The organism is Streptomyces sp. NPDC093149, assembly GCF_044754145.1.
In the GTDB taxonomy this organism is placed as follows: domain Bacteria; phylum Actinomycetota; class Actinomycetes; order Streptomycetales; family Streptomycetaceae; genus Streptomyces.
On record NZ_JBIVON010000007.1, the window covers coordinates 410,021 to 428,937 of the forward strand.

14 protein-coding genes and 1 riboswitch are annotated in these 18,917 nt (G+C 72.8%); of the genes, 4 read left to right on the forward strand and 10 right to left on the reverse strand.

Features of this window, described 5'->3' with window-relative positions:
* Positions 1–10: 10 nt before the first annotated feature.
* Positions 11–859 carry a precorrin-4 C(11)-methyltransferase gene (cobM, locus tag ACIQCZ_RS23340; protein WP_402284616.1) on the reverse strand — a complete coding sequence of 283 codons (849 nt, stop codon included), beginning with the start codon at positions 857–859 and terminating at the stop codon, positions 11–13.
* Positions 860–1,006: 147 nt separating this feature from the next.
* Between cobM and ACIQCZ_RS23345 the strand changes: the two genes are divergently transcribed.
* Entirely contained in the window at positions 1,007–1,729 is a 723-nt protein-coding gene (locus ACIQCZ_RS23345) for a ZIP family metal transporter (protein WP_402284617.1), read from the forward strand.
* Positions 1,730–1,752: 23 nt separating this feature from the next.
* Here ACIQCZ_RS23345 and cobI read toward each other — a convergent pair whose 3' ends face one another.
* The 9 genes from cobI to ACIQCZ_RS23390 form a co-directional block, all read right to left on the reverse strand.
* Entirely contained in the window at positions 1,753–2,499 is a 747-nt protein-coding gene (gene cobI, locus ACIQCZ_RS23350) for a precorrin-2 C(20)-methyltransferase (RefSeq protein WP_402284618.1), read from the reverse strand.
* Positions 2,496–3,854 (reverse strand): cobyrinate a,c-diamide synthase, encoded by a 1,359-nt coding sequence (locus ACIQCZ_RS23355; protein WP_402284619.1) that lies wholly within the window; start codon positions 3,852–3,854, stop codon positions 2,496–2,498. The genes cobI and ACIQCZ_RS23355 overlap by 4 nt, the downstream gene beginning before the upstream one ends.
* 10 nt (positions 3,855–3,864) lie before the next feature.
* Positions 3,865–4,464 carry a cob(I)yrinic acid a,c-diamide adenosyltransferase gene (gene cobO, locus ACIQCZ_RS23360; protein WP_402284620.1) on the reverse strand — a complete coding sequence of 200 codons (600 nt, stop codon included), beginning with the start codon at positions 4,462–4,464 and terminating at the stop codon, positions 3,865–3,867.
* Entirely contained in the window at positions 4,464–6,479 is a 2,016-nt protein-coding gene (locus tag ACIQCZ_RS23365; protein WP_402284621.1) for a putative cobaltochelatase, read from the reverse strand. Before ACIQCZ_RS23365 ends, cobO begins: the two co-directional genes overlap by 1 nt.
* Positions 6,480–6,648: 169 nt before the next feature.
* Positions 6,649–10,311: a cobaltochelatase subunit CobN gene (gene cobN / locus ACIQCZ_RS23370; RefSeq protein WP_402284622.1), complete on the reverse strand. Its 3,663-nt coding sequence runs from the start codon at positions 10,309–10,311 to the stop codon at positions 6,649–6,651.
* Positions 10,308–11,825 carry a cobyric acid synthase gene (locus tag ACIQCZ_RS23375; RefSeq protein ID WP_402284623.1) on the reverse strand — a complete coding sequence of 506 codons (1,518 nt, stop codon included), beginning with the start codon at positions 11,823–11,825 and terminating at the stop codon, positions 10,308–10,310. Before ACIQCZ_RS23375 ends, cobN begins: the two co-directional genes overlap by 4 nt.
* Complete coding sequence (locus ACIQCZ_RS23380) at positions 11,822–12,835, reverse strand: cobalamin biosynthesis protein (RefSeq protein WP_402284624.1); 1,014 nt, start codon at positions 12,833–12,835, stop codon at positions 11,822–11,824. The genes ACIQCZ_RS23375 and ACIQCZ_RS23380 overlap by 4 nt, the downstream gene beginning before the upstream one ends.
* Before the next feature lie 144 nt (positions 12,836–12,979).
* A riboswitch (cobalamin riboswitch) is annotated at positions 12,980–13,111 on the reverse strand.
* 170 nt (positions 13,112–13,281) lie between these two features.
* Positions 13,282–13,512, reverse strand: a complete 231-nt coding sequence (locus ACIQCZ_RS23385; protein WP_376275408.1) for a hypothetical protein — start codon at positions 13,510–13,512, stop codon at positions 13,282–13,284.
* A 335-nt stretch (positions 13,513–13,847) separates the two neighbouring features.
* The gene (locus tag ACIQCZ_RS23390) at positions 13,848–15,113 is read right to left on the reverse strand and encodes an anion permease (RefSeq protein WP_402284625.1); all 1,266 of its coding nucleotides are present in this window, start codon (positions 15,111–15,113) and stop codon (positions 13,848–13,850) included.
* Positions 15,114–15,376: 263 nt separating this feature from the next.
* On the opposite strand from ACIQCZ_RS23390, the gene ACIQCZ_RS23395 reads away from it, so the two are divergent.
* The 3 genes from ACIQCZ_RS23395 (at position 15,377) to ACIQCZ_RS23405 (ending at position 18,741) form a co-directional block, all read left to right on the forward strand.
* The gene (locus ACIQCZ_RS23395) at positions 15,377–16,036 is read left to right on the forward strand and encodes a class II aldolase/adducin family protein (protein WP_402284626.1); all 660 of its coding nucleotides are present in this window, start codon (positions 15,377–15,379) and stop codon (positions 16,034–16,036) included.
* A gap of 81 nt (positions 16,037–16,117) precedes the next feature.
* On the forward strand, positions 16,118–17,245 hold the full coding sequence (locus ACIQCZ_RS23400) for an alpha/beta hydrolase (RefSeq protein WP_402284627.1): 1,128 nt from the start codon (positions 16,118–16,120) through the stop codon (positions 17,243–17,245).
* A 185-nt stretch (positions 17,246–17,430) separates the two neighbouring features.
* Positions 17,431–18,741: a hypothetical protein gene (locus ACIQCZ_RS23405; RefSeq protein ID WP_402284687.1), complete on the forward strand. Its 1,311-nt coding sequence runs from the start codon at positions 17,431–17,433 to the stop codon at positions 18,739–18,741.
* The last annotated feature ends 176 nt before the right edge of the window (positions 18,742–18,917 follow it).

Consider the following 18,917-nt stretch of genomic DNA (forward strand, 5'->3'; position numbering starts at 1 on the left):
AAGACCGGGTTCACGAGCCGGACCGCCGGGCGCGCAGTTCGGCCCGCGCCGCCTTGTCGGCCTTGCGGAAGCCGTGGAAGTGCCCCGGGTGGTAGAGATGCGAGCGTGTCCCCGAAGCCGAAAGCGCCGGGCCGACCAGGAAGAGGGTGTGCTTCCAGAGCTTGTGCTCCTTGACCGTTTCCTCCAGGGTTCCGATCGTGCAGTGCAGTATCAGCTCCTCCGGCCAGGTCGCCTGGTACGCGATCACGACCGGCGTCGACGTCGGATAGCCGCCCTCCAGCAGCTCCTGGGTGAGCTGGCCCGACCGGGCGGCCGACAGGAACAGCGCCATCGTCGTGCCGTGGCGCGCGAATTCCCGTACTTCCTCGCCCGGCGGCATCGGCGTCTTGCCGCCACCGAGACGGGTCAGGATCACGGACTGCGCGACCTCCGGAATCGTCAGCTCCCGCTGCGCGATCGCCGCGACGGCGGAGAACGACGACACCCCCGGCACGATCTCGACCGCGACCCCCAGGCCGGCACAGCGGTCGACCTGTTCCTGCGTGCCGCCCCACAGCGCCGGATCGCCGGAGTGGATACGGGCCACCTTCAGCCCCTCGGCCGCCGCGCGTTCGTAGACGGCGACGACCTGCTCCAGCGACATCTGCGCCGAGTCGAGGATCTCCGCGCCCTCCCGGGCATGCTCCAGAACTTCCGCCTGCACCAGGCTGGCCGCCCAGATGACGACGTCGGCGTCCGCGATGGCCCGCGCCGCCCGGAAGGTCAGCAGATCGGCGGCGCCGGGGCCGGCACCGACGAACGTCACCTTGCCGTGGGTGGGCGCGGCGACCGTGCCGGCTGCGTCGACTGCTTCGGACATGGGACGGGGTCCTTTCGGGAAACGGAAAACGAGAGAAGCGGAGAAAGCTGAGAAAGCGGGGAAGGCGGAATAGCGGACAGACGGGCGGGACGTGAGACAGGGCGCGGTGAGATGCGCGCACCGGGGTCAATCGGCTAGCAAGAGCGCATGGCGGTGTTCGTCGCGCTCGGCGCGTTCCTGATGACCCTGGCCGGCGGCTGGGTCGCCCAACGCGTCACCGACCGCCGTCACCTGGTGCTCGGCTTCGCCGGCGGACTGATGCTCGGCGTGGTCGGCCTGGATCTGCTGCCGGAGGCGATCGGTGCCGCGGGCGATCCGGTCTTCGGCGTCCCGGCGGCCCTGCTGCTGTTCGTGGGCGGCTTCCTGGCCGCCCATCTGGTGGAGCGTCTGCTCGCCGTACGCCAGGCGGCACACGGCGCGGGCGAGGGCAGGGTGCCGCAGGTCGGACTCACGGCAGCGGCGGCGATGGTCGGCCACAGCCTGATGGACGGTGTCGCGCTCGGTGCGGCCTTCCAGGTGGGCGCCGGCATGGGAGCCGCCGTCGCCCTCGCCGTCATCACGCACGACTTCGCCGACGGCTTCAACACCTACACGGTCACCAGCCTGTACGGGAACGCCCGCCGCAAGGCCGTGTCCATGGTGCTCGCGGACGCCCTGGCACCGCTCGTGGGCGCGGCGACCACGCTGCTGTTCACCCTTCCGGAGGAAGCGCTCGGCTGCTATCTCGGCTTCTTCGGCGGTGTACTGCTCTACCTCGCCGCCGCCGAGATCCTGCCCGAGGCACACCACGCACATCCGGCCCGCTCCACGCTGCTGTGCACCGTGGCGGGTGTGGGCTTCATCTGGCTGGTGGTGGGCATCGCGGACTGACCACCGTGCCGGACCCCGGCGCCTCACAACTTCCCACCCCGCCCGCCGTCGCGCGGCGCGGGCGCGATCAGCGTCGACAGATACGGCAACGGCCCCTCGTCCAGCTCCGCCGCCGGCCGTATCGACTCCTCGGGCAGCCCGAGCGCCGAACCCCACACCGCGTCCTCGGCACGTCCCGTCTCCCGCAGCGCCGCGGCCACCTCCGCGGCCAGCCGCCCGAACTTGTACGCGACGACCGTTCCCGGACCTTCGAGAGCCTCCTTGAGGACCGCGGCCCCGGCGGTAACCGGCACCAGCGTCAATGGCTCCGTGCCCTCCGTCAGCACCGCACCGCTGCGGGCGGCCAGATCCTGCATGGCGGTGATCCCCGGCACGGTCTCCACGGCCGTCCCCGGCAGCAACTCACCGATCGTGTGCGCGAGATACGTGAACGTCGAGTACACATTGGGGTCGCCGATCGTCGCGAACGCCACCGAACCGTGCGTACGCAGCAGCTCCGCGACCCGCTCGCCCGCCGCGTCCCACGCCGCCTCCCGGCGCGCCCGGTCCGTCCGCTCGTTCAGCGCGAACACCACCCGCACGACCTTGTCGGCCGACACGTAGTGCAGCACCGTCGTCTCGGCCCGCCCCCGCTCACCGGTGTCCATCACCGGCACGACGACGACCGCCGCGTCACGCAGCGCGTTCACGCCCTTGACGGTCACCAGCTCCGGGTCACCGGGCCCGACACCGACGCCGACCAGCCTGCTCGTACCGTGACCGTGGTTCATCCCTTGCACCTCTCAACGAATCGGCGGGCCATACCGGGCGCCGAAGCCCCATGCGTATGCAGATAACTGGCATGCACGCCCTGCTGGACGAACCCCTCCACACGGCGCTCCGGCTGATGCAGACCCCACGCCGGCTGCGCCCCGGCGCCCGGCTCCAGCACGGTCCGGTGGAACTCGTGCCCGCGCACCCGCGTCCCGGGCGCCGCCAGCACGCTGTCGGAGACCGCCACGGCCTCCCGGTAGCCGAGCGTCAGCCGTTCGGACATCCGACCCCGGGCATCGAGCACCCCGCACATCGGCAGTCCGTCGAGCGAACGGGCCAGATACAACAGCCCCGCGCACTCGGCAGCCACCGGCGCCCCGGACTCCACCAGCTCGACAACGGCCTTGCGCAGCGCCTCGTTGGCCGACAGCTCCGACGCGTACACCTCCGGGAATCCGCCACCGACGACCAGCCCCCGAGTGCCCTCGGGCAACGCCTCGTCCCGCAACGGATCGAACGGCACGACCTCGGCCCCGGCGGCGGCGAGCAGCTCGGTGTGCTCGGCGTAGGAGAACGTGAACGCGGGCCCGGCCGCGACGGCGACCCTTGCGGCCCCGGCAACCGGCCCGCCGCACCCGGCGACCGCACCGGCCGCGTCCCACACCTCACCCGGCACCCCGGGCGCCGACCGGGCCAACGCCATGAGCGCGTCCAGGTCGCATCCCGCCCGCACCCGGTCCGCCATCGCCGCCACGGCGGCCGACGCGTCGGCCCGTCGCTCGGCCACCGGCACCAGCCCCAGATGCCGCGACGGCACGGCCACCCGCTCCGTCCGCCGCAGCACCCCCAGCACCGGCACGCCCGACTCGTCCAACGCGTCCCGCAACAGCGCCTCGTGCCGCGGGGAGCCGACCTTGTTCAGGATCACCCCGCCGATCCGCACCCGCGGATCCCACGAGGCGAAGCCGTGCACCAGCGCGGCCACGGACCGCGACTGCGACGACGCGTCGACGACCAGCACCACGGGCGCCCGCAGCAGCTTCGCGACCTGGGCGGTGGACGCCAGCTCGCCTTCCCCCGACGCCCCGTCGTACAGCCCCATCACACCTTCGACGACCGCCAGGTCGCAGCCCAGCGCCCCGTGCGCGAACAGTGGGGCGATCAGCTCGGACCCGCACATGTACGCGTCGAGGTTGCGCCCAGGGCGTCCCGTGGCCAGCGTGTGGTACCCGGGATCGATGTAGTCGGGCCCGACCTTGTGCGCGGACACGGCAAGACCCCGCCCCGCGAAGGCCGCCATCAGCCCCGTGGCCACGGTGGTCTTGCCGCTCCCCGAAGCGGGCGCGGCGATCACCAGACGCGGAACGTTCACCGCGGGCCCCTCACCATTCGATGCCCCGCTGACCCTTCTGACCGGCGTCCATCGGGTGCTTGACCTTCGACATGTCGGTCACCAGGTCGGCGGCCGCCACCAGCTTCTCGGGCGCGTTGCGCCCGGTGATGACCACATGCTGCGTACCGGGACGGCTCCGCAGCACCTCGATCACCTCGTCGGTGTCGACCCAGCCCCAGTGCATCGGGTACGCGAACTCGTCGAGTACGTAGAGCCGGTACGTCTCGGCGGCCAGGTCGCGCTTGACCTGCTCCCAGCCCTCGCGCGCCGCCTCCTCGTTGTTCAGCTGCTTGTCGCGCTGCACCCACGACCAGCCCTCGCCCATCTTGTGCCAGGCGACGGACCCGCCCTCGCCGCTGGCCCCGAGGACCTTCAGCGCGTTCTCCTCGCCGACCTTCCACTTCGCCGACTTGACGAACTGGAAGACCCCGATCGGCCACCCCTGATTCCAGGCGCGCAGTGCCAGCCCGAAGGCCGCCGTCGACTTCCCCTTCCCGATCCCGGTGTGCACCACCAGCAGCGGGCGGTTGCGGCGCTGACGGGTGGTGAGCCCGTCGTCCGGCACGGTGGTCGGCTGTCCCTGCGGCATTACGCGGCCCTCCTGCTGGTTCCCTGAACGTCCCTGACGAGCCCGGCGATCGAGTCGGCCCGCAGTTCGTCGAGCGTGACGGCGGTACCGCCCAGATCGCGCGCGAGACCTCCCGCGAGACCGAGCCGTACCGGCCCCGACTCGCAGTCCACGACGACGGAGGCGGTGCCCTCGGCCTCGTGCAGCCGCGCCGCCCGCGACGCCAGCGCCACCGGCTCGGGCCCCCCGGTCGCCCGCCCGTCGGTCACCACGACCAGCAACGGCCGCCGCGACGGATCGCGCAGCCGCTCCACCCGCAGCACCTCATGGGCCTTCAGCAGCCCGGCCGCCACGGGGGTGCGTCCCCCGGTCGGCAGCATCTCCAGCCGCGCCGCCGCCGCGTCCACCGACGACGTCGGAGGCAGTACCACCTCGGCGTCCCTGCCCCGGAAGGTGATGAGCCCGACCTTGTCCCGCCGCTGATACGCGTCCAGCAGCAGCGAAAGGACCGCACCCTTCACGGCGCTCATCCGCTGCCGGGCGGCCATCGACCCGGAGGCGTCCACCACGAACAGCACGAGGTTTCCCTCGCGCCCCTCCCGTGTCGCCTGCCGCAGATCGTCCCGCCGGACCACCAGTCCCCGCCCCGACCGCCCGCGTGCCCGCTGATGCGGGGCGGCGGCCTGCACGGTCGCCGCCAGATGCAGCTTGGTCAGGGCGCCTTGCGGACGCCGTGCGCCGGTCGTACGGCCGTGCTCGGTACGCGCCCGGGACCGCCGCCCCGCCGCGCCCTCGCCCAGACCGGGCACGCTCAGCATCTTCGTACGGAACGGCTCGGCGGCGCGTACGGGCTGCTGCTCACCGCCCCCGGAAGACCGCTGCCCCTGGCCCTGCCCCTGCTCGGGCACGGACTGCGCGGGCGTGTCGCCGGCCTCGCCCTCGGGCTGCGGCGGCGTGTCGGGGCCGTCGCCCCGCGGGGGACGGCCGCCGCCACCGGGGCCGTCCGGATCCGGGTCGTCGTCCTCGCCGCTGTTCTGCTCCAGCGTGTCGTCGAGCTTGTCCTCGTCCAGGCCCGGCGCGTCGAAGGGGTTGCGCCGACGCCGGTGCGGGAGCGCGAGCAGAGCGGCCTGCCGCACGTCCTCGGCGAGCACATCCGTACGTCCCGCCCACGCGGCCAGCGCCGTGGCCGTCCGTGCCATGACGATGTCCGCGCGCATCCCGTCGACCTCGAAGGCTGCGCAGGTGGCCGCGATCTGCCGCAACGCCTTGTCGCCGAGGCGCACTTCGGGGAGCAGGGCCCGCGCGGCGACGATCCGGGCGCGCAACGCACCCTCCTCGTCGGCCCACATGGCGGCGAATCCCGCCGGATCGTCGTCGTACGCCAGGCGTCGCCGCACGACCTCGACCCGCTGATCGGTCTCGCGGGACGCGGCGACCTCGACGGTCAGCCCGAACCGGTCGAGCAACTGCGGTCGCAGTTCCCCCTCTTCGGGGTTCATCGTCCCGACGAGCAGGAAACGTGCGGCGTGCCGTACGGAGACGCCTTCGCGCTCCACGTACGAGGCGCCCATGGCGGCGGCGTCCAGCAGCAGGTCCACGAGGTGGTCGTGGAGGAGGTTGACCTCGTCGACGTACAGGATCCCGCGATGCGCGTCGGCGAGCAGCCCCGGCTCGAAGGCCTTCACGCCCTCGGCGAGCGCCCGCTCGATGTCGAGCGCGCCGACGAGCCGGTCCTCGGACGCGCCGACGGGCAGCTCGACCGTGCGCGCCTTGCGCGACTCGCCGGTCCCGGGTTCGTGGGGGCCGTCCGGACACGCCGGATCGGGCGATGCGGGGTCGCACGAGAACCGGCAGCCGGGGACGACGGAGACCTCGGGCATGAGCGCGGCGAGGGCGCGCACGGCCGTGGACTTGGCGGTGCCCTTCTCGCCACGCACCAGCACTCCGCCGACAGCGGGAGAGACGGCGTTCAGCAGCAGCCCGAGCCGGAGATCGTCCTGCCCGACGACGGCGGTGAAGGGAAACGGGGTACTCACGCTGCGATCACTCCTTCGAGTGGCTGATGCACTGGCAGGGCGCCGCAGTCTGAGGAGGCTGCCAGGCTGTTGCCGTAGTCCCCGCCGACGCGGGGGTGGTCCGAAGTCGAACCCGTGGGCACTGCGCGGGATGACGTGCTCCCCGCCACCGCGGGGTTTTCCAGGGAGATCACGCTTCTCCCTCCAGATCACCCTCAAGTTCGAGGTAGGTCGCCCGGAGCCGGTCCAGGGTCTCCTGGTCCGGCTCCGCCCAAAGGCCCCGATCCGCTGCTTCCAGCAGGCGTTCGGTGATGCCCCTCAGCGCCCACGGATTGGACTTCCGCATGAAGTCCCGGTTCTCCGAGTCGAAGACGTACTCCGCGCTGAGCTTCTCGTACATCCAGTCGTCGACGACCCCCGCCGTGGCGTCGTACCCGAAGAGGTAATCCACGGTCGCGGCCATCTCGAAGGCACCCTTGTAGCCGTGGCGCCGCATTGCCGCCATCCACCGCGGATTCACCACCCGCGCCCGAAAAACGCGATGCGTCTCCTCGCCCAGCGTCCGCGTCTTCACCTGGTCCGGCGTGGCGCTGTCACCGACGTACGCCTCCGGCGACTCGCCGGTCAGATGCCGCACCATGGCGACCATGCCGCCGTGGTACTGGAAGTAGTCGTCCGCGTCGACCAGGTCGTGCTCGCGCGTGTCGACGTTCTTCGCCGCCACCGCGATCCGCCGGAACGCCGTCTCCATGTCGCCGCGCGCCGCCCGCCCGTCGAGCCCGCGCCCGTACGCGTAACCGCCCCAGACCGCGTACACCTCGGCCAGGTCCGCGTCGCTGCGCCAGTTCCGCGCGTCGATCAGCGGCAGCAGCCCTGCCCCGTACGCCCCCGGCTTGGACCCGAAGACACGTGCCGTGGCCCGCCGCCGGTCGCCGTGGACCGCCGTGTCCTCGTCGGCGTGCGCCCGTACGTAGTTGGCGTCGGCCGGCTCGTCCAGCTCCGCCACGGCCCGCACCGCGTCGTCGATCAGCCCCACCACATGCGGGAACGCGTCGCGGAAGAACCCGGAGATCCGCACCGTCACATCGATGCGGGGGCGCCCCAGCTCACTCACCGGCACGACCTCGAACCCGGTCACCCGCCGCGAGGCGTCGTCCCACACCGGCCGGCAGCCGAGCAGCGCCAGGATCTCCGCGATGTCGTCGCCCTGGGTACGCATGGCGGAGGTGCCCCACACGGTCAGGCCGACCGACTTCGGGTAGTCGCCCGTGTCGGTGAGATACCGGGCGATCAGGGAGTCGGCGAGCGACTGACCGACCTCCCACGACAGCCGCGACGGAATCGCCTTCGGGTCCACGGAGTAGAAGTTGCGTCCCGTCGGCAGCACATTGACGAGCCCGCGCGTGGGCGATCCGGACGGGCCGGCCGGTACGAAACCGCCGTCCAGGGCCCGCAGGATGTGGTCGATCTCGTCCGTCGTCCGCGCCAGCCGCGGTACGACCTCCTCGCACGCGAAGCCCAGCACGGCCACCGCGTCCGGGAGTTCGAAGCCCAGCACGTCCCGCACCAGCCCCGCCGCGGCGGCGATGTCCCAGCCGCGCTCCTCCATGCCCTCCGCGAGCCGGCGGCACAGCCGCTCCAGCAGATCGATCGCGTCGGATCCGGTGCGCGCCGGACCCTCGACCAGCTCGGTCAGTTCGACCGGCACCTTGACCGCGGCGCCGGGCTCGGCCAGCAACTCCTTCTCGCTGAGCCCGAAGTGCCCGGCGATCGTGGCCCGCAGCCCCGGCAGCGCGTTCGCCGTGCCGCCCCACACCTGGGAGGCGCGCAGCACGGCCAGCACCAGGTTGACCCGCGCCTCGTCGACGGGACCGCCGCCGAGGACGTGCAGACCGTCGCGGATCTGGACGTCCTTGATCTCGCAGAGGTAGCCGTCGATGTGCATGACGAACGAGTCGAAGTCGTCGTCGCCCGGCTGTTCGTCGACATGGAGGTCGTGGTGCAGCTCGGCGGCCTTCACCAGCGTCCAGATCTGCGCCCGCACCGCGGGAGCCTTGGCCGGGTCGAGATCGCTGACCAGTGCGTACTCGTCGAGCAACTGCTCCAGCTTGGCCAGGTCGCCATAGGTGTCGGCACGGGCCATCGGCGGCACCAGATGGTCCACCACCGTGGCGTGTCCGCGTCGCTTGGCCTGGGTGCCCTCGCCCGGGTCGTTGACGATGAACGGGTAGATCAGCGGCAGTTCGCCGAGTACGGCGTCGGGTCCGCAGCCGGCGGACAGGCCGAGGCCCTTGCCCGGCAGCCACTCCATCGTCCCGTGCTTGCCCATGTGGACGACGGCGTCCGCGCCGAACGAGTTCTCCAGCCAGCGGTACGTCGCCATGTAGTGGTGCGACGGCGGCATGTCCGGGTCGTGGTAGATCGCGATCGGGTTCTCGCCGAAGCCGCGCGGCGGCTGGATCAGCACCACCACGTTCCCGAACTGCAGCGAGGCGAGGACGATCTCGTCCCCGTCCACGTACAGCGAACCCGGCGGCTCGCCCCAGTGCTCCAGCATCGAGTCGCGCAGCCCCGGTTCCAGCGTGTCGAACCAGGCCCGGTAGTCGGCGAGCGGCACCCGCGCGGGGGCGGCCGCGAGCTGATCCTCGGTCAGCCACTCGACGTCGTGCCCACCGGCCTCGATCAGACGGTGGATCAGCTCGTCGCCGTTGTCCGGGTACCCGTCGACCGCGTAACCGGCCTCCCGCAGGGCGTCCAGGACCCGTACCGCCGACGCGGGCGTGTCCAGGCCGACGGCGTTGCCGACGCGGGAGTGCTTGGTCGGGTAGGCGGTGAAGACGAGCGCGAGCTTCTTCTCGGCGTTCGCCTTGTGCTTGAGAGCGGCGTGGCGCACCGCGATACCGGCGACACGCGCGGCGCGCTCGGGGTCGGCGCGGTACACCGGCACGTCGTCGGGTCCCTGCTCCTTGAAGGAGAACGGGACGGTGATCAGCCGGCCGTCGAACTCGGGGATCGCGACCTGCATGGCGGCGTCCATGGGGGAGAGCGCGGCGTCCGACGCCTCCCACGCGGCATGCGAGGAGGTCAGGCACAGGCCCTGCAGCACCGGAACGTCCAGATCGGCCAGCGCGCCGATGTCCCAGGCCTCGTCGTCGCCCCCGGCGGAGGCGTCCGACGCGCGGGTGCCGCCCGCCGCGAGGACCGTGGCGACCAGGGCGTCCGCCCTGCCGAGCAGCTCGTAGAGACCGGCGTCCGCGCCGCGCAGCGAACCGCAGTACACCGGCAGGGCGTTGGCGCCGCGTGCCTCGACCGCGTCGCAGAGGACGTCCACGAACGACGTGTTCCCCGAGAGCTGGTGCGCCCGGTAGAAGAGCACGCCGACGGTCGGGCGGCCCTCGACGAACTCACGGCCGCCGTGCAGGCCCCACTCGGGCATCGTCTGCGGCTCGGCGAAGCCGTGACCGGTCAGCAGGACGGTGTCGGAGAGGAAGCGGGCCAGTTCCACGAGGTTTCCGGGGCCGCCCTCCACGAGGTAGCGCAGCGCCTCGGCGACGACACCGGCCGGCACGGACGACTCGGCCATCAGCTCCGCGTCCGGCACGGCCTCGCCGCCCAGCAGCACGGTGGGGATGCCGGACGCCTTGAGGACGGCCAGCCCGTCCTCCCAGGCGCGTTTGCCGCCCAGGAGACGGACGACGGCGACGGAGGAACCCTCGATCAGTGCGGGGAGTTCCTCGTGGGCGTCGAGGCGGGTGGGGTTGCCGATCCGGTACGGCGCGCCGGAGGCGCGGGCGGCCAGGAGGTCCGTGTCGGCGGTCGACAGCAACAGCACGGTGCTCGTAGGTGCGTTCATGCGCGTGCTCCAGGTGCTCCGGGGGCGATGAAGGGAAGTCCTGAGGGCGCGCCCGACTCGATGAGCCGGAGCAGCGCGTCGGTGTCCGCGTGTTCCTCGATGAGGTCGCCGAGGCGATCGAGCTGTTCCTCGCGCAGCGTGGCGAAGGCGGTGTCGGGGGCGGGGACGAAGCGTCGGCCGGCGGCCCGCGCGATCTCGGTCAGGAAGCGGCGGCGGAATTCGTCGCTCTCCAGCGAGCCGTGCCAGTGGGTGCCCCACACGGCGCCGGCCCGGCAGCCGTCCAGGAACGCCTCGCCGCCGTGTACGTCGGCGACGCCGTGATGGATCTCGTACCCCTCGACGGGGGCGCCGAGCGCCTCGCCCGAGGGGCGGGCGAGGGTCTTCTCGCGGTCGAAGCGGACGCGTACGGGCAGCAGGCCGAGGCCGTCGACGTGCCCGGCCCGCGACTCGACCTCGTCCTCGATGTGTTCGCCGAGGATCTGGAAGCCGCCGCAGATGCCGAGGACCGGTCCGCCCTCGGCGGCGCGCCGGACCAGGGCGTCGGCGAGACCGCGCTCGCGCAGCCAGGCCAGCGCCTTCACGGTGCCGCGGGTGCCCGGCACGACGACGAGGTCGGCGTCGGCCAGCTCCTCGGCGCGGTCCACGAACCGCACGACGACGCCCGGTTCGGCGGCCAGCGCGTCCACATCGGTGAAGTTCGACATCAGCGGTACGGCGCACACGGCGACGCGCAGCACGTCCTCGCCGTGCGGCGGCGCGACGACCGACTCGCGCACGGTCCCGCGCAACGAGACCCGCAGCCCGTCCTCCTCGTCGATGCCGAGGCCGTGGGCGAAGGGCAGCACCCCGTACGTCCGCCGTCCGGTGATCCCGCGCAGCATCTCCAGGCCCGGCTCCAGCAGCGACACGTCACCGCGGAACTTGTTGACGAGGTAGCCCGCGATCAGCGACTGGTCCTCGGCGTCGAGCAGCGCCGTCGTACCGAAGAAGGAGGCGAAGACGCCCCCGCGGTCGATGTCGCCGACGACCACCACCGGGAAGCGGGCCGCTCGTGCGATGCCCATGTTCACGATGTCCGTGCGCCGCAGATTGATCTCGGCCGGACTGCCCGCCCCCTCGCAGATCACTGCGTCATAGGTGCCCCGAAGCCGCTCCAGACAGTCCACGACCGTGGAGAGGAGCGCTTCCTGCCGGCCCCCGTGGTAGCCGCGTGCGCTCATCTCGCCGACCGGCCGGCCCATCAGGACGACCTGGCTGGAGCGGTCGCCGCCGGGCTTGAGCAGGACGGGGTTCATCAGCGCGGACGGCTCCACCCGCGCGGCCTGGGCCTGCATGGCCTGGGCGCGCCCGATCTCGGCGCCCTCGCGGGTGACGAACGAGTTCAGCGACATGTTCTGCGCCTTGAACGGCGCCACCTTCACGCCCTGGCGCACGAGCCAGCGGCAGATGCCCGCCGTGACGACGCTCTTGCCCGCGTCCGAGGTGGTTCCGGCGACCAGCAGCCCGCCGCTCATGTATGTCTCCGTCCTGCGATCCGAGTCCCTGCCGCGGCAGTTGCCGCGGTCCGGCGCCCCGCGATGCGTCGTGCGGCGAGGCCGGCGCCCAGCCGTCCCGCCACGCACACGCCCAGGGCGAGCGCGCTCACCCGGCGCGACAGCCGTACCGCGCGTTCGATGTCCTCGGTCTCCACCGCCCGGCCCTGTGCCCCGTTGAGGACGGGGCGGTGCTCGACCCTTCCGCCGTACGCGAGGGTCCCGCCGAGCCGCACGCCGAGCGCGCCCGCGAACGCGGCCTCCACCGGGCCCGCGTTGGGGCTCGGGTGCTTGGCGGCGTCGGCCCGCCAGGCCCGTACCGCGCCACGTGGCCGCCCCCCGGCGGCCACGGCGAGCAGGGCCGTGAGCCGGGCACCGGGCCAGCCGGCGATGTCGTCGAGGCGGGCGGAGGCCCAGCCGTAGCGCCGGTGGCGGGGGGACTTGTGGCCGACCATGGCGTCGAGGGTGTTGACGGCCCGGAAGCCGACGAGCCCCGGCACCCCGCCCAGCGCGCCCCACACCAGGGCGCCGACCACCGCGTCCGAGGTGTTCTCGGCCACGGACTCCACCACGGCGCGGGCGATCTGCGGTCCGTCGAGGGAGTGCGGGTCGCGTCCGCACAGATGCGGCAGCCGTTCGCGGGCCGAGCCGATGTCGCCGGCCGCCAGGGCGTCACCGATCGTCAGGGCCTCACGCCCCAGGGACGTACCGCCGACGACGGACCAGGTGGCGGCCGCGGTCAGCGCGACACGGGCGGCGGGACGGCCGCGCACGGCACGGGTGATCAGCGCGGCACCACCCGCGGCGCCCCCGGCCAGGACGAGGGTGTGCAGCGCGCCCCACCCGCGGTGGTCGCGCCACAGACGGCGTTCGACGCCCGCCGCGGCCCGCCCGAAGGCGGCGACCGGATGCCCCCTGCGGGGGTCACCGAGCAGCAGGTCGCCGATCAGACCGGCCGTGGCGCCGTACGCGAAGATGCGGTCGGCACGCACGGCTCAACCGGCCGACGCGCCTCGAAGGACCTTCGTACAGGCGGCTCTCGACGAGAGCGCCACAGCAACGGACGCACGGCAGCCAGGCATGGCGATATGTCCTCACTCAGGGTCCGCGCCCTGGTTCGACGTGACCGGCGACGAGAGTCTCCTGGCTCCCGGATCCGCAGTTCCCCCGGCCTTCCAGCCCGCTCGCGCGCGCCGTGACTTCCGGTGTGGGGGACTGCTCCCCGGTGACAGTGGCGGGACCGCGCCGGATTCGCACCGGCTTCCTCTGCTGTCGCCGTAATTGGCTCCGGCAGTCCACCACGCTCCGCGAACGCCCGTCAACTTGCCGTTGACCTGCGTCGGCGCAGTGTGCTGAGGCCCACATCGTGCCGGGCACGCCGGAACGGGCCGGCCACACGAGGTGTGTCCGGCCCGTCGGGGAGTGCGCGGGGGAGGGCTCAGGCGACGATCAGATAGATCCCGTACGCGACCGCCGCCGCGCACAGCCCGAAGCAGATGTACGCGCCGGCGCGGGCCAGCAGCAGCGAGCCGCCGGAGCCGCCCTGCGCCGCCGGTTCGGGCTGCTTGGAGAGACCGACGATGCCCAGGGTGAAGAGACCCACCAGTGCGACGGTGACAACGAGGGAGACGCCGAAGACGGAGCCGAGGGCTGCCCAGTCGATGTTCATGCTGAATCCTTAGAGCGTCCGACAATCGGGGGGTGGGAGAAGGCACGGGGTTGGGTGCGTGCAGCCGCACGGCGGAGGATTGAGTCACGGCGGCGCCACGGCGATTGACGACGACGCGGCAGATGCCGCGACGCCGCCCTCCGATTGCCGGACGCTCTTTGGACGGCCGGCCCAGTGCCTCTCCCGGCAAGCTTTGCCCCGTCGCGCCGTCCAGCACGCACGCTCGCGGCGTTGGCCAAAAGTCCTGGTAGCTCCGCTACAAGGACTTCCGGCCGCCTTGCGATCGCACGCACTGGACGACACTCCTCACGGGGCAAACATTGCCGGTCACGGCACTAGACGGTGGCGGGTCGCGCCGGGTCCTGGGGGGTTCCGGCCGGGGCCGGAATGGTGGTCTTGAGGTCCTGGGCCGTGGCCTGGGCCGCGGTGGGCGGCGGGCTGACGGCGGCGATGGCCGTGGTGACGACGCCTGCGGGCTCGGCCGCGCCGTCCGCCGGCGCGACGTCGCCGTGGCCGACCGGCTTGCGGCGCGACACCAGCCAGATCGAGCCGGAGCCCGCGACCAGCAGCGCCGCGACGACGACGACCCCCCAGGTGCCCTGCTTGGTGAGGAGTTCCGCGCCCGCGCCGACCAGGCCCGCGGCCGGCAGGGTCAGACCCCAGGCGACGAACATCCGGGTGGCGGTGGACCAGCGGACCACACCGCCCTGACGGCCGAGACCCGCGCCCATGACGGCGCCGGAGCAGGACTGGGTGGTGGAGAGGGAGAAGCCGAGGTGCGAGGAGGCCAGGATGACCGTGGCCGCGCTGGTCTGGGCGGCGAAGCCCTGCGGCGGCCTGAGGTCGGTGAGGCCGCTGCCCATGGTGCGGATGATGCGCCAGCCGCCCAGGTAGGTGCCGAGCGCGATGGCCGTACCGGCGGCGACGATGACCCAGACCGGCGGGTTGGCGCCGGGGTGCAGGACGCCGCCGGTGACCAGGGCCAGGGTGATGATGCCCATGGTCTTCTGCGCGTCGTTGGTGCCGTGGGCGAGGGAGACCAGTCCGGCCGAGGCGATCTGACCGGCGCGGTAGCCCTTGGCGGTGGCCTTCTCCTGGGCGTCGTTGCGGATCTTCCCGCCGATCCGGTACGTCAGCCTGGTGGCCAGCAGCGCGGCCAGGCCGGCGACGATCGGGGCGGCGACGGCGGGGAGCAGAACCTTGGTGACGACCGTGCCGCCGTTGACCGACGACCAGCCCGCCGACATCACGGCGGCACCGATCAGGCCGCCGAACAGGGCGTGCGAGGAGCTGGACGGCAGTCCGACCAGCCAGGTCAGCAGATTCCAGAGAATGGCGCCGACGAGTGCCGCGAAGATGACTTCTGTCCGCAACCCGTCCTCGTTGATGATCCCGCCGGAGATCGTCTTGGCGACCTCCACGGACAGGAACGCGCCGACGAGGTTGAGAACGGCGGACATGGCCACCGCTGTCTTCGGTCTGAGCGCACCGGTCGAGATGGTCGTCGCCATCGCGTTGGCGGTGTCGTGGAAACCGTTCGTGAAATCGAACACTAGAGCTGTCACGATCACAATCGCGAGGAGCAGCGTGATGTGTTCCATTTACCCAGGCAATCGTTCGACGTCATTGGCACGTGGACCGTAGGCAACCTGGGTGAACGGAAGATGAACTGAGAAGGGCACTGTGGTGACTCGAAGCGGAGGCGGGTCACGCTGTTTGTCCTCCCCGGTGCGGCACGTGCCCGGGACGGGGCCTCCAGGGGGCTGATTTCGGCCCCCGACACCCCTTTTGAGAACTTCACCGGTTTGTGACTTCTGTGGCCGATCGCATGTCCGTTCGGCATCCGGGCTGACAGGATCTCCGCATGAGCGATCAGCAGCGGGACGCGATCGGACGGGCCTGGGACGCGGTCGTCGCCACCGCCCGCAGGACGGCGGCGGACGGCCTCGTCGTGGGAACCTCGGGAAACGTGTCGGCCAGGGTCGGCGGGACGGTCCTGGTCACCCCCAGCGCAGTGCCGTACGAGAGGCTCGGCCCCGAAGACGTCGTCGGCGTCGATCTGGAGGGCAACCGAGTCCTCGGCGAACTGGCCCCGACCAGCGAACTCCCGCTCCATCTCGCGATTTACCGGAACAGCGACGCGGCCGCTGTCGTGCACACCCACGCGGTGCACGCCACGGCCGTCTCCACCCTGGTCCCCGAGGTGCCCCCGGTCCACTACGCCGCCGCCATGCTCGGCGGCACCGTCCGGGTCGCGGCCTACGCGCGCTACGGAACCGAGGAGCTGGCCGAGAACATGCTCGCCGCCCTGCGGGACCGCACGGGCTGCCTGCTCCAGAACCACGGGACCGTCACCCACGGAGCCACCCTCGAAGAGGCGTACGACCGGACCGCCCAGCTGGAATGGCTCTGCCGGCTCTGGCTCGCCGCGAGCTCCGTACCCGGACGGACCCCGAACCTCCTCTCCGCGGCCCAGCTGCGCGACGTACAGGAAGCACTGAAGGGGTACGGACAGCCGGGCTGACCCGGCCGGTCCCGCCCCCACCGGGCCACCGGACGGCCCCGTCCGCTGGCAGGGTGCACAACACCCCACGACACTGGAGCCGTGCGCCCGGCAACAGTCACGGCAGCAGCCGTCACCACGATCCTCGGCGTCGGTGCGGCAGCGGTCGCCGCCGGCCGGTACGCCAGCGACGCCGCCCTCAGGGCGCCGTCCGGACGACCGCTCCCGGCCGACCGCAGACTCACCGTGCATGCCACGGCCGCCGGGCAGATCACCCTGACCCGCTCCTTCGCCGCCCTGCGGCCCGGTACATACGGACTGGTGGGCGACGACCTCCACGCCGTGGTCGGCCCGGTGATCGAACACGCCCACCACGCCCCCGACACCGTCGTCCGCAGACTCGAACGCGTCGACCGAGGCAGCCTGGAACCCGGCGCCCAGGTCCGGATCACCCCGCAGCTGCACAGCGGCGACCCCGCCTCGGCCCTCGGCCTCGAATACGAGGAGGTCGGGATCCCCGGTGAACTCGGCACCCTGCCCGCCTGGTTCCTGCCCGGCCCCCGCGACACCTGGGTGATCACCGTGCACGGGCTCGGGACCACCTGGGAACACCCCATGAACGTCATGGGGTTCCTGCACGATCTGCGGCTGCCCGTGCTCGATCTCGCCTACCGCGGTGACGCCGGGGCCCCGCGTTCCCCCGACGGCCTCGCCCATCTCGGCGAATCCGAATGGCGCGACCTGGACGCGGCGATCCGCTTCGCCGTGCGGTACGGGGCCGAGAAGGTCGTCCTGCACGGCTGGTCCACCGGCGCCTCGATGGCGCTGCACGCGGCCGTCAACTCCGCGCTGCGCGACCGGATCGGCGGCCTCGTCCTCGACTCCCCGGTCCTGGACTGGGCCGCCACGCTGCGCGCCCTGGCCGCCGCCCGCGGCGTCCCCGCCGTGTTGCTGCCGCTCGCCGTACGGGCCGCGCAGGGGCAGACCGGGCTGCACGGCGCCCGGCTCCTGGACGACTCGATCGCATCGGCGCTCCGTGCCCCGACCCTGATCTTCCACGGCCCGGACGACACCCTGGCCCCCTGGCAGCCCTCCCGCGATCTCGCCGCCCGTCGCCCGGAACTCGTGGCGCTGCACGCCGTACCGCAGGCTCCGCATGCGGCGATGTGGAATGCCGATCCGGTCCACTACGAAGAGATCCTGCGCCGCTTCCTCACGCCTCTGATGTGAGCCGATGCGAGGGATCGGCCGTTCGGTGCCGGAGCCGGCCCGGCACCCCACCGCCCGCGAATCAAGGTTCCGTTTGGGCTTTCGGGCCGTCAGGGGCAAGACTGCTCCCCGTGACGTCCCGTACTCCGCGCGACTCCAGGCTGCGACTTGTCCGCCCGCGACCCCTCGCCACCGCTCGCAAGGCCGTGACCACCCGGCGCACCAGGCCGGCCCCGCGCCCCCCGGAGGGCACCCCACCCCGGGCGGAACTGGCCCGCCAGGCCAGGACGGCCCTCGCCGACGCCGTACGGATCGCCCGCTGGGCGGCGGACGGCGCGATCCCCGGCGCTCCGCCGCCGGCCGCCCACGCTCTCGAACGGGCCGCGACGGCCCTGGAGTTGTCCCCGGCCCAGGTGCGCTCCGGCTGGGACCGGGCCCGCCTCGCCGGACTCGTCGAACTGCACGGGGGCACCGCACGTCCCGGTTGGCGGCTGCGCGCCTGGGACCGCGACGACTCCGCCGTGCTGCGCGGCTGGGTGGCGCTCTTCGACGCCTGGTCGCTCGTCCACCCCGCGCCCGACGGCATCGAGTCGACCGCGGTCGCCGAGGCCGTCGAGGCCGTGCCGCAGGTGCTCTCCCTCCTCCAGCTCTCGGCCGGCCCGGTCACCGTGCCCGCCCTCCTGGACCTTCTCGGCCAGCGCGTCGCGGAACTCCACGAGGAACGCTGCGAGGTGCCGTACGGACCGCAGGCGGTGCCCGGACCGGCCGATGCCGCCCCCGCGGCACACCCCGCCGCCCTGGTCGCCCTTCTGCTGGACTGGGCCCTGGAGGGGCTGGCCGCCGTCGGTGCGCTCACCCTGGGCGCCGGGCACGCCACCCTCACCCCGCTCGGCAACTGGGCGGTCTGGGTCAAGCTGGAACAGATCTGCGTGGCGGCGCAGAGCCCGGCCGGGAACATCGAGCAGTCCGCCGCCGACATGCTCCTCGGCTGCGCCCGGCTCACCCCCGGCCCGGCCCGCGACGAGTACCGCGCCTGGCTCGCCGCCCGCCCCGTCGGCAGCGCCGTCGCCGAACTCCTCGCCGTCGCCCGGGGCGAGGACGCGCTGCTGCGCGGGCTCGCCTTCGAGGCGCTCCGGGTCGTGGGCGCCCCCGCCGAACCCGAGGTGCGCTCCGTCGCCGACGACCCCTCGCTGCGCCCCTACGCACTGCTGTGGCTGGCCGAGTACGAGGGAACCGACCCCGAGGACGCCCAGGACGTCCTCAGCCGGGAGGAGGCCACCTGGCTCTGGGTGGACACCGCCGCGGCCGTCGCCGACCACGGGGAGACCGGGCTGCTGGTCCGCCATCTCGACTCGGCCGTCCAGGGCACCGTCCCGGCGCTGCTGGACGAGGTACGGGCCGTCGGACACCCGCGTACCGTGCAGGTCCTGGTCGCCCTGGCCGCCGCGCACCCGGATCCCGCGCTGGCCAAGGCGATGCGCCGGGCCGCGTTCCAGGTGCACACGGGCGGCGCGTAGCACGGGTGTGTCCGCGCCGGACGGGCCCGGTCCCGGGCCCGTCCGGCCGTCAGAGCCTGTCGGGTGGCCTCCGACCGGGCGGGCGCGGTCCGGTGCGCATGCTTCCCGCGTCGTCGGTCGCCGACGCTCCTTCCCCGAGCTCTCAGCCGCGTTCGAGCAGGGGAGACCCCATCCGA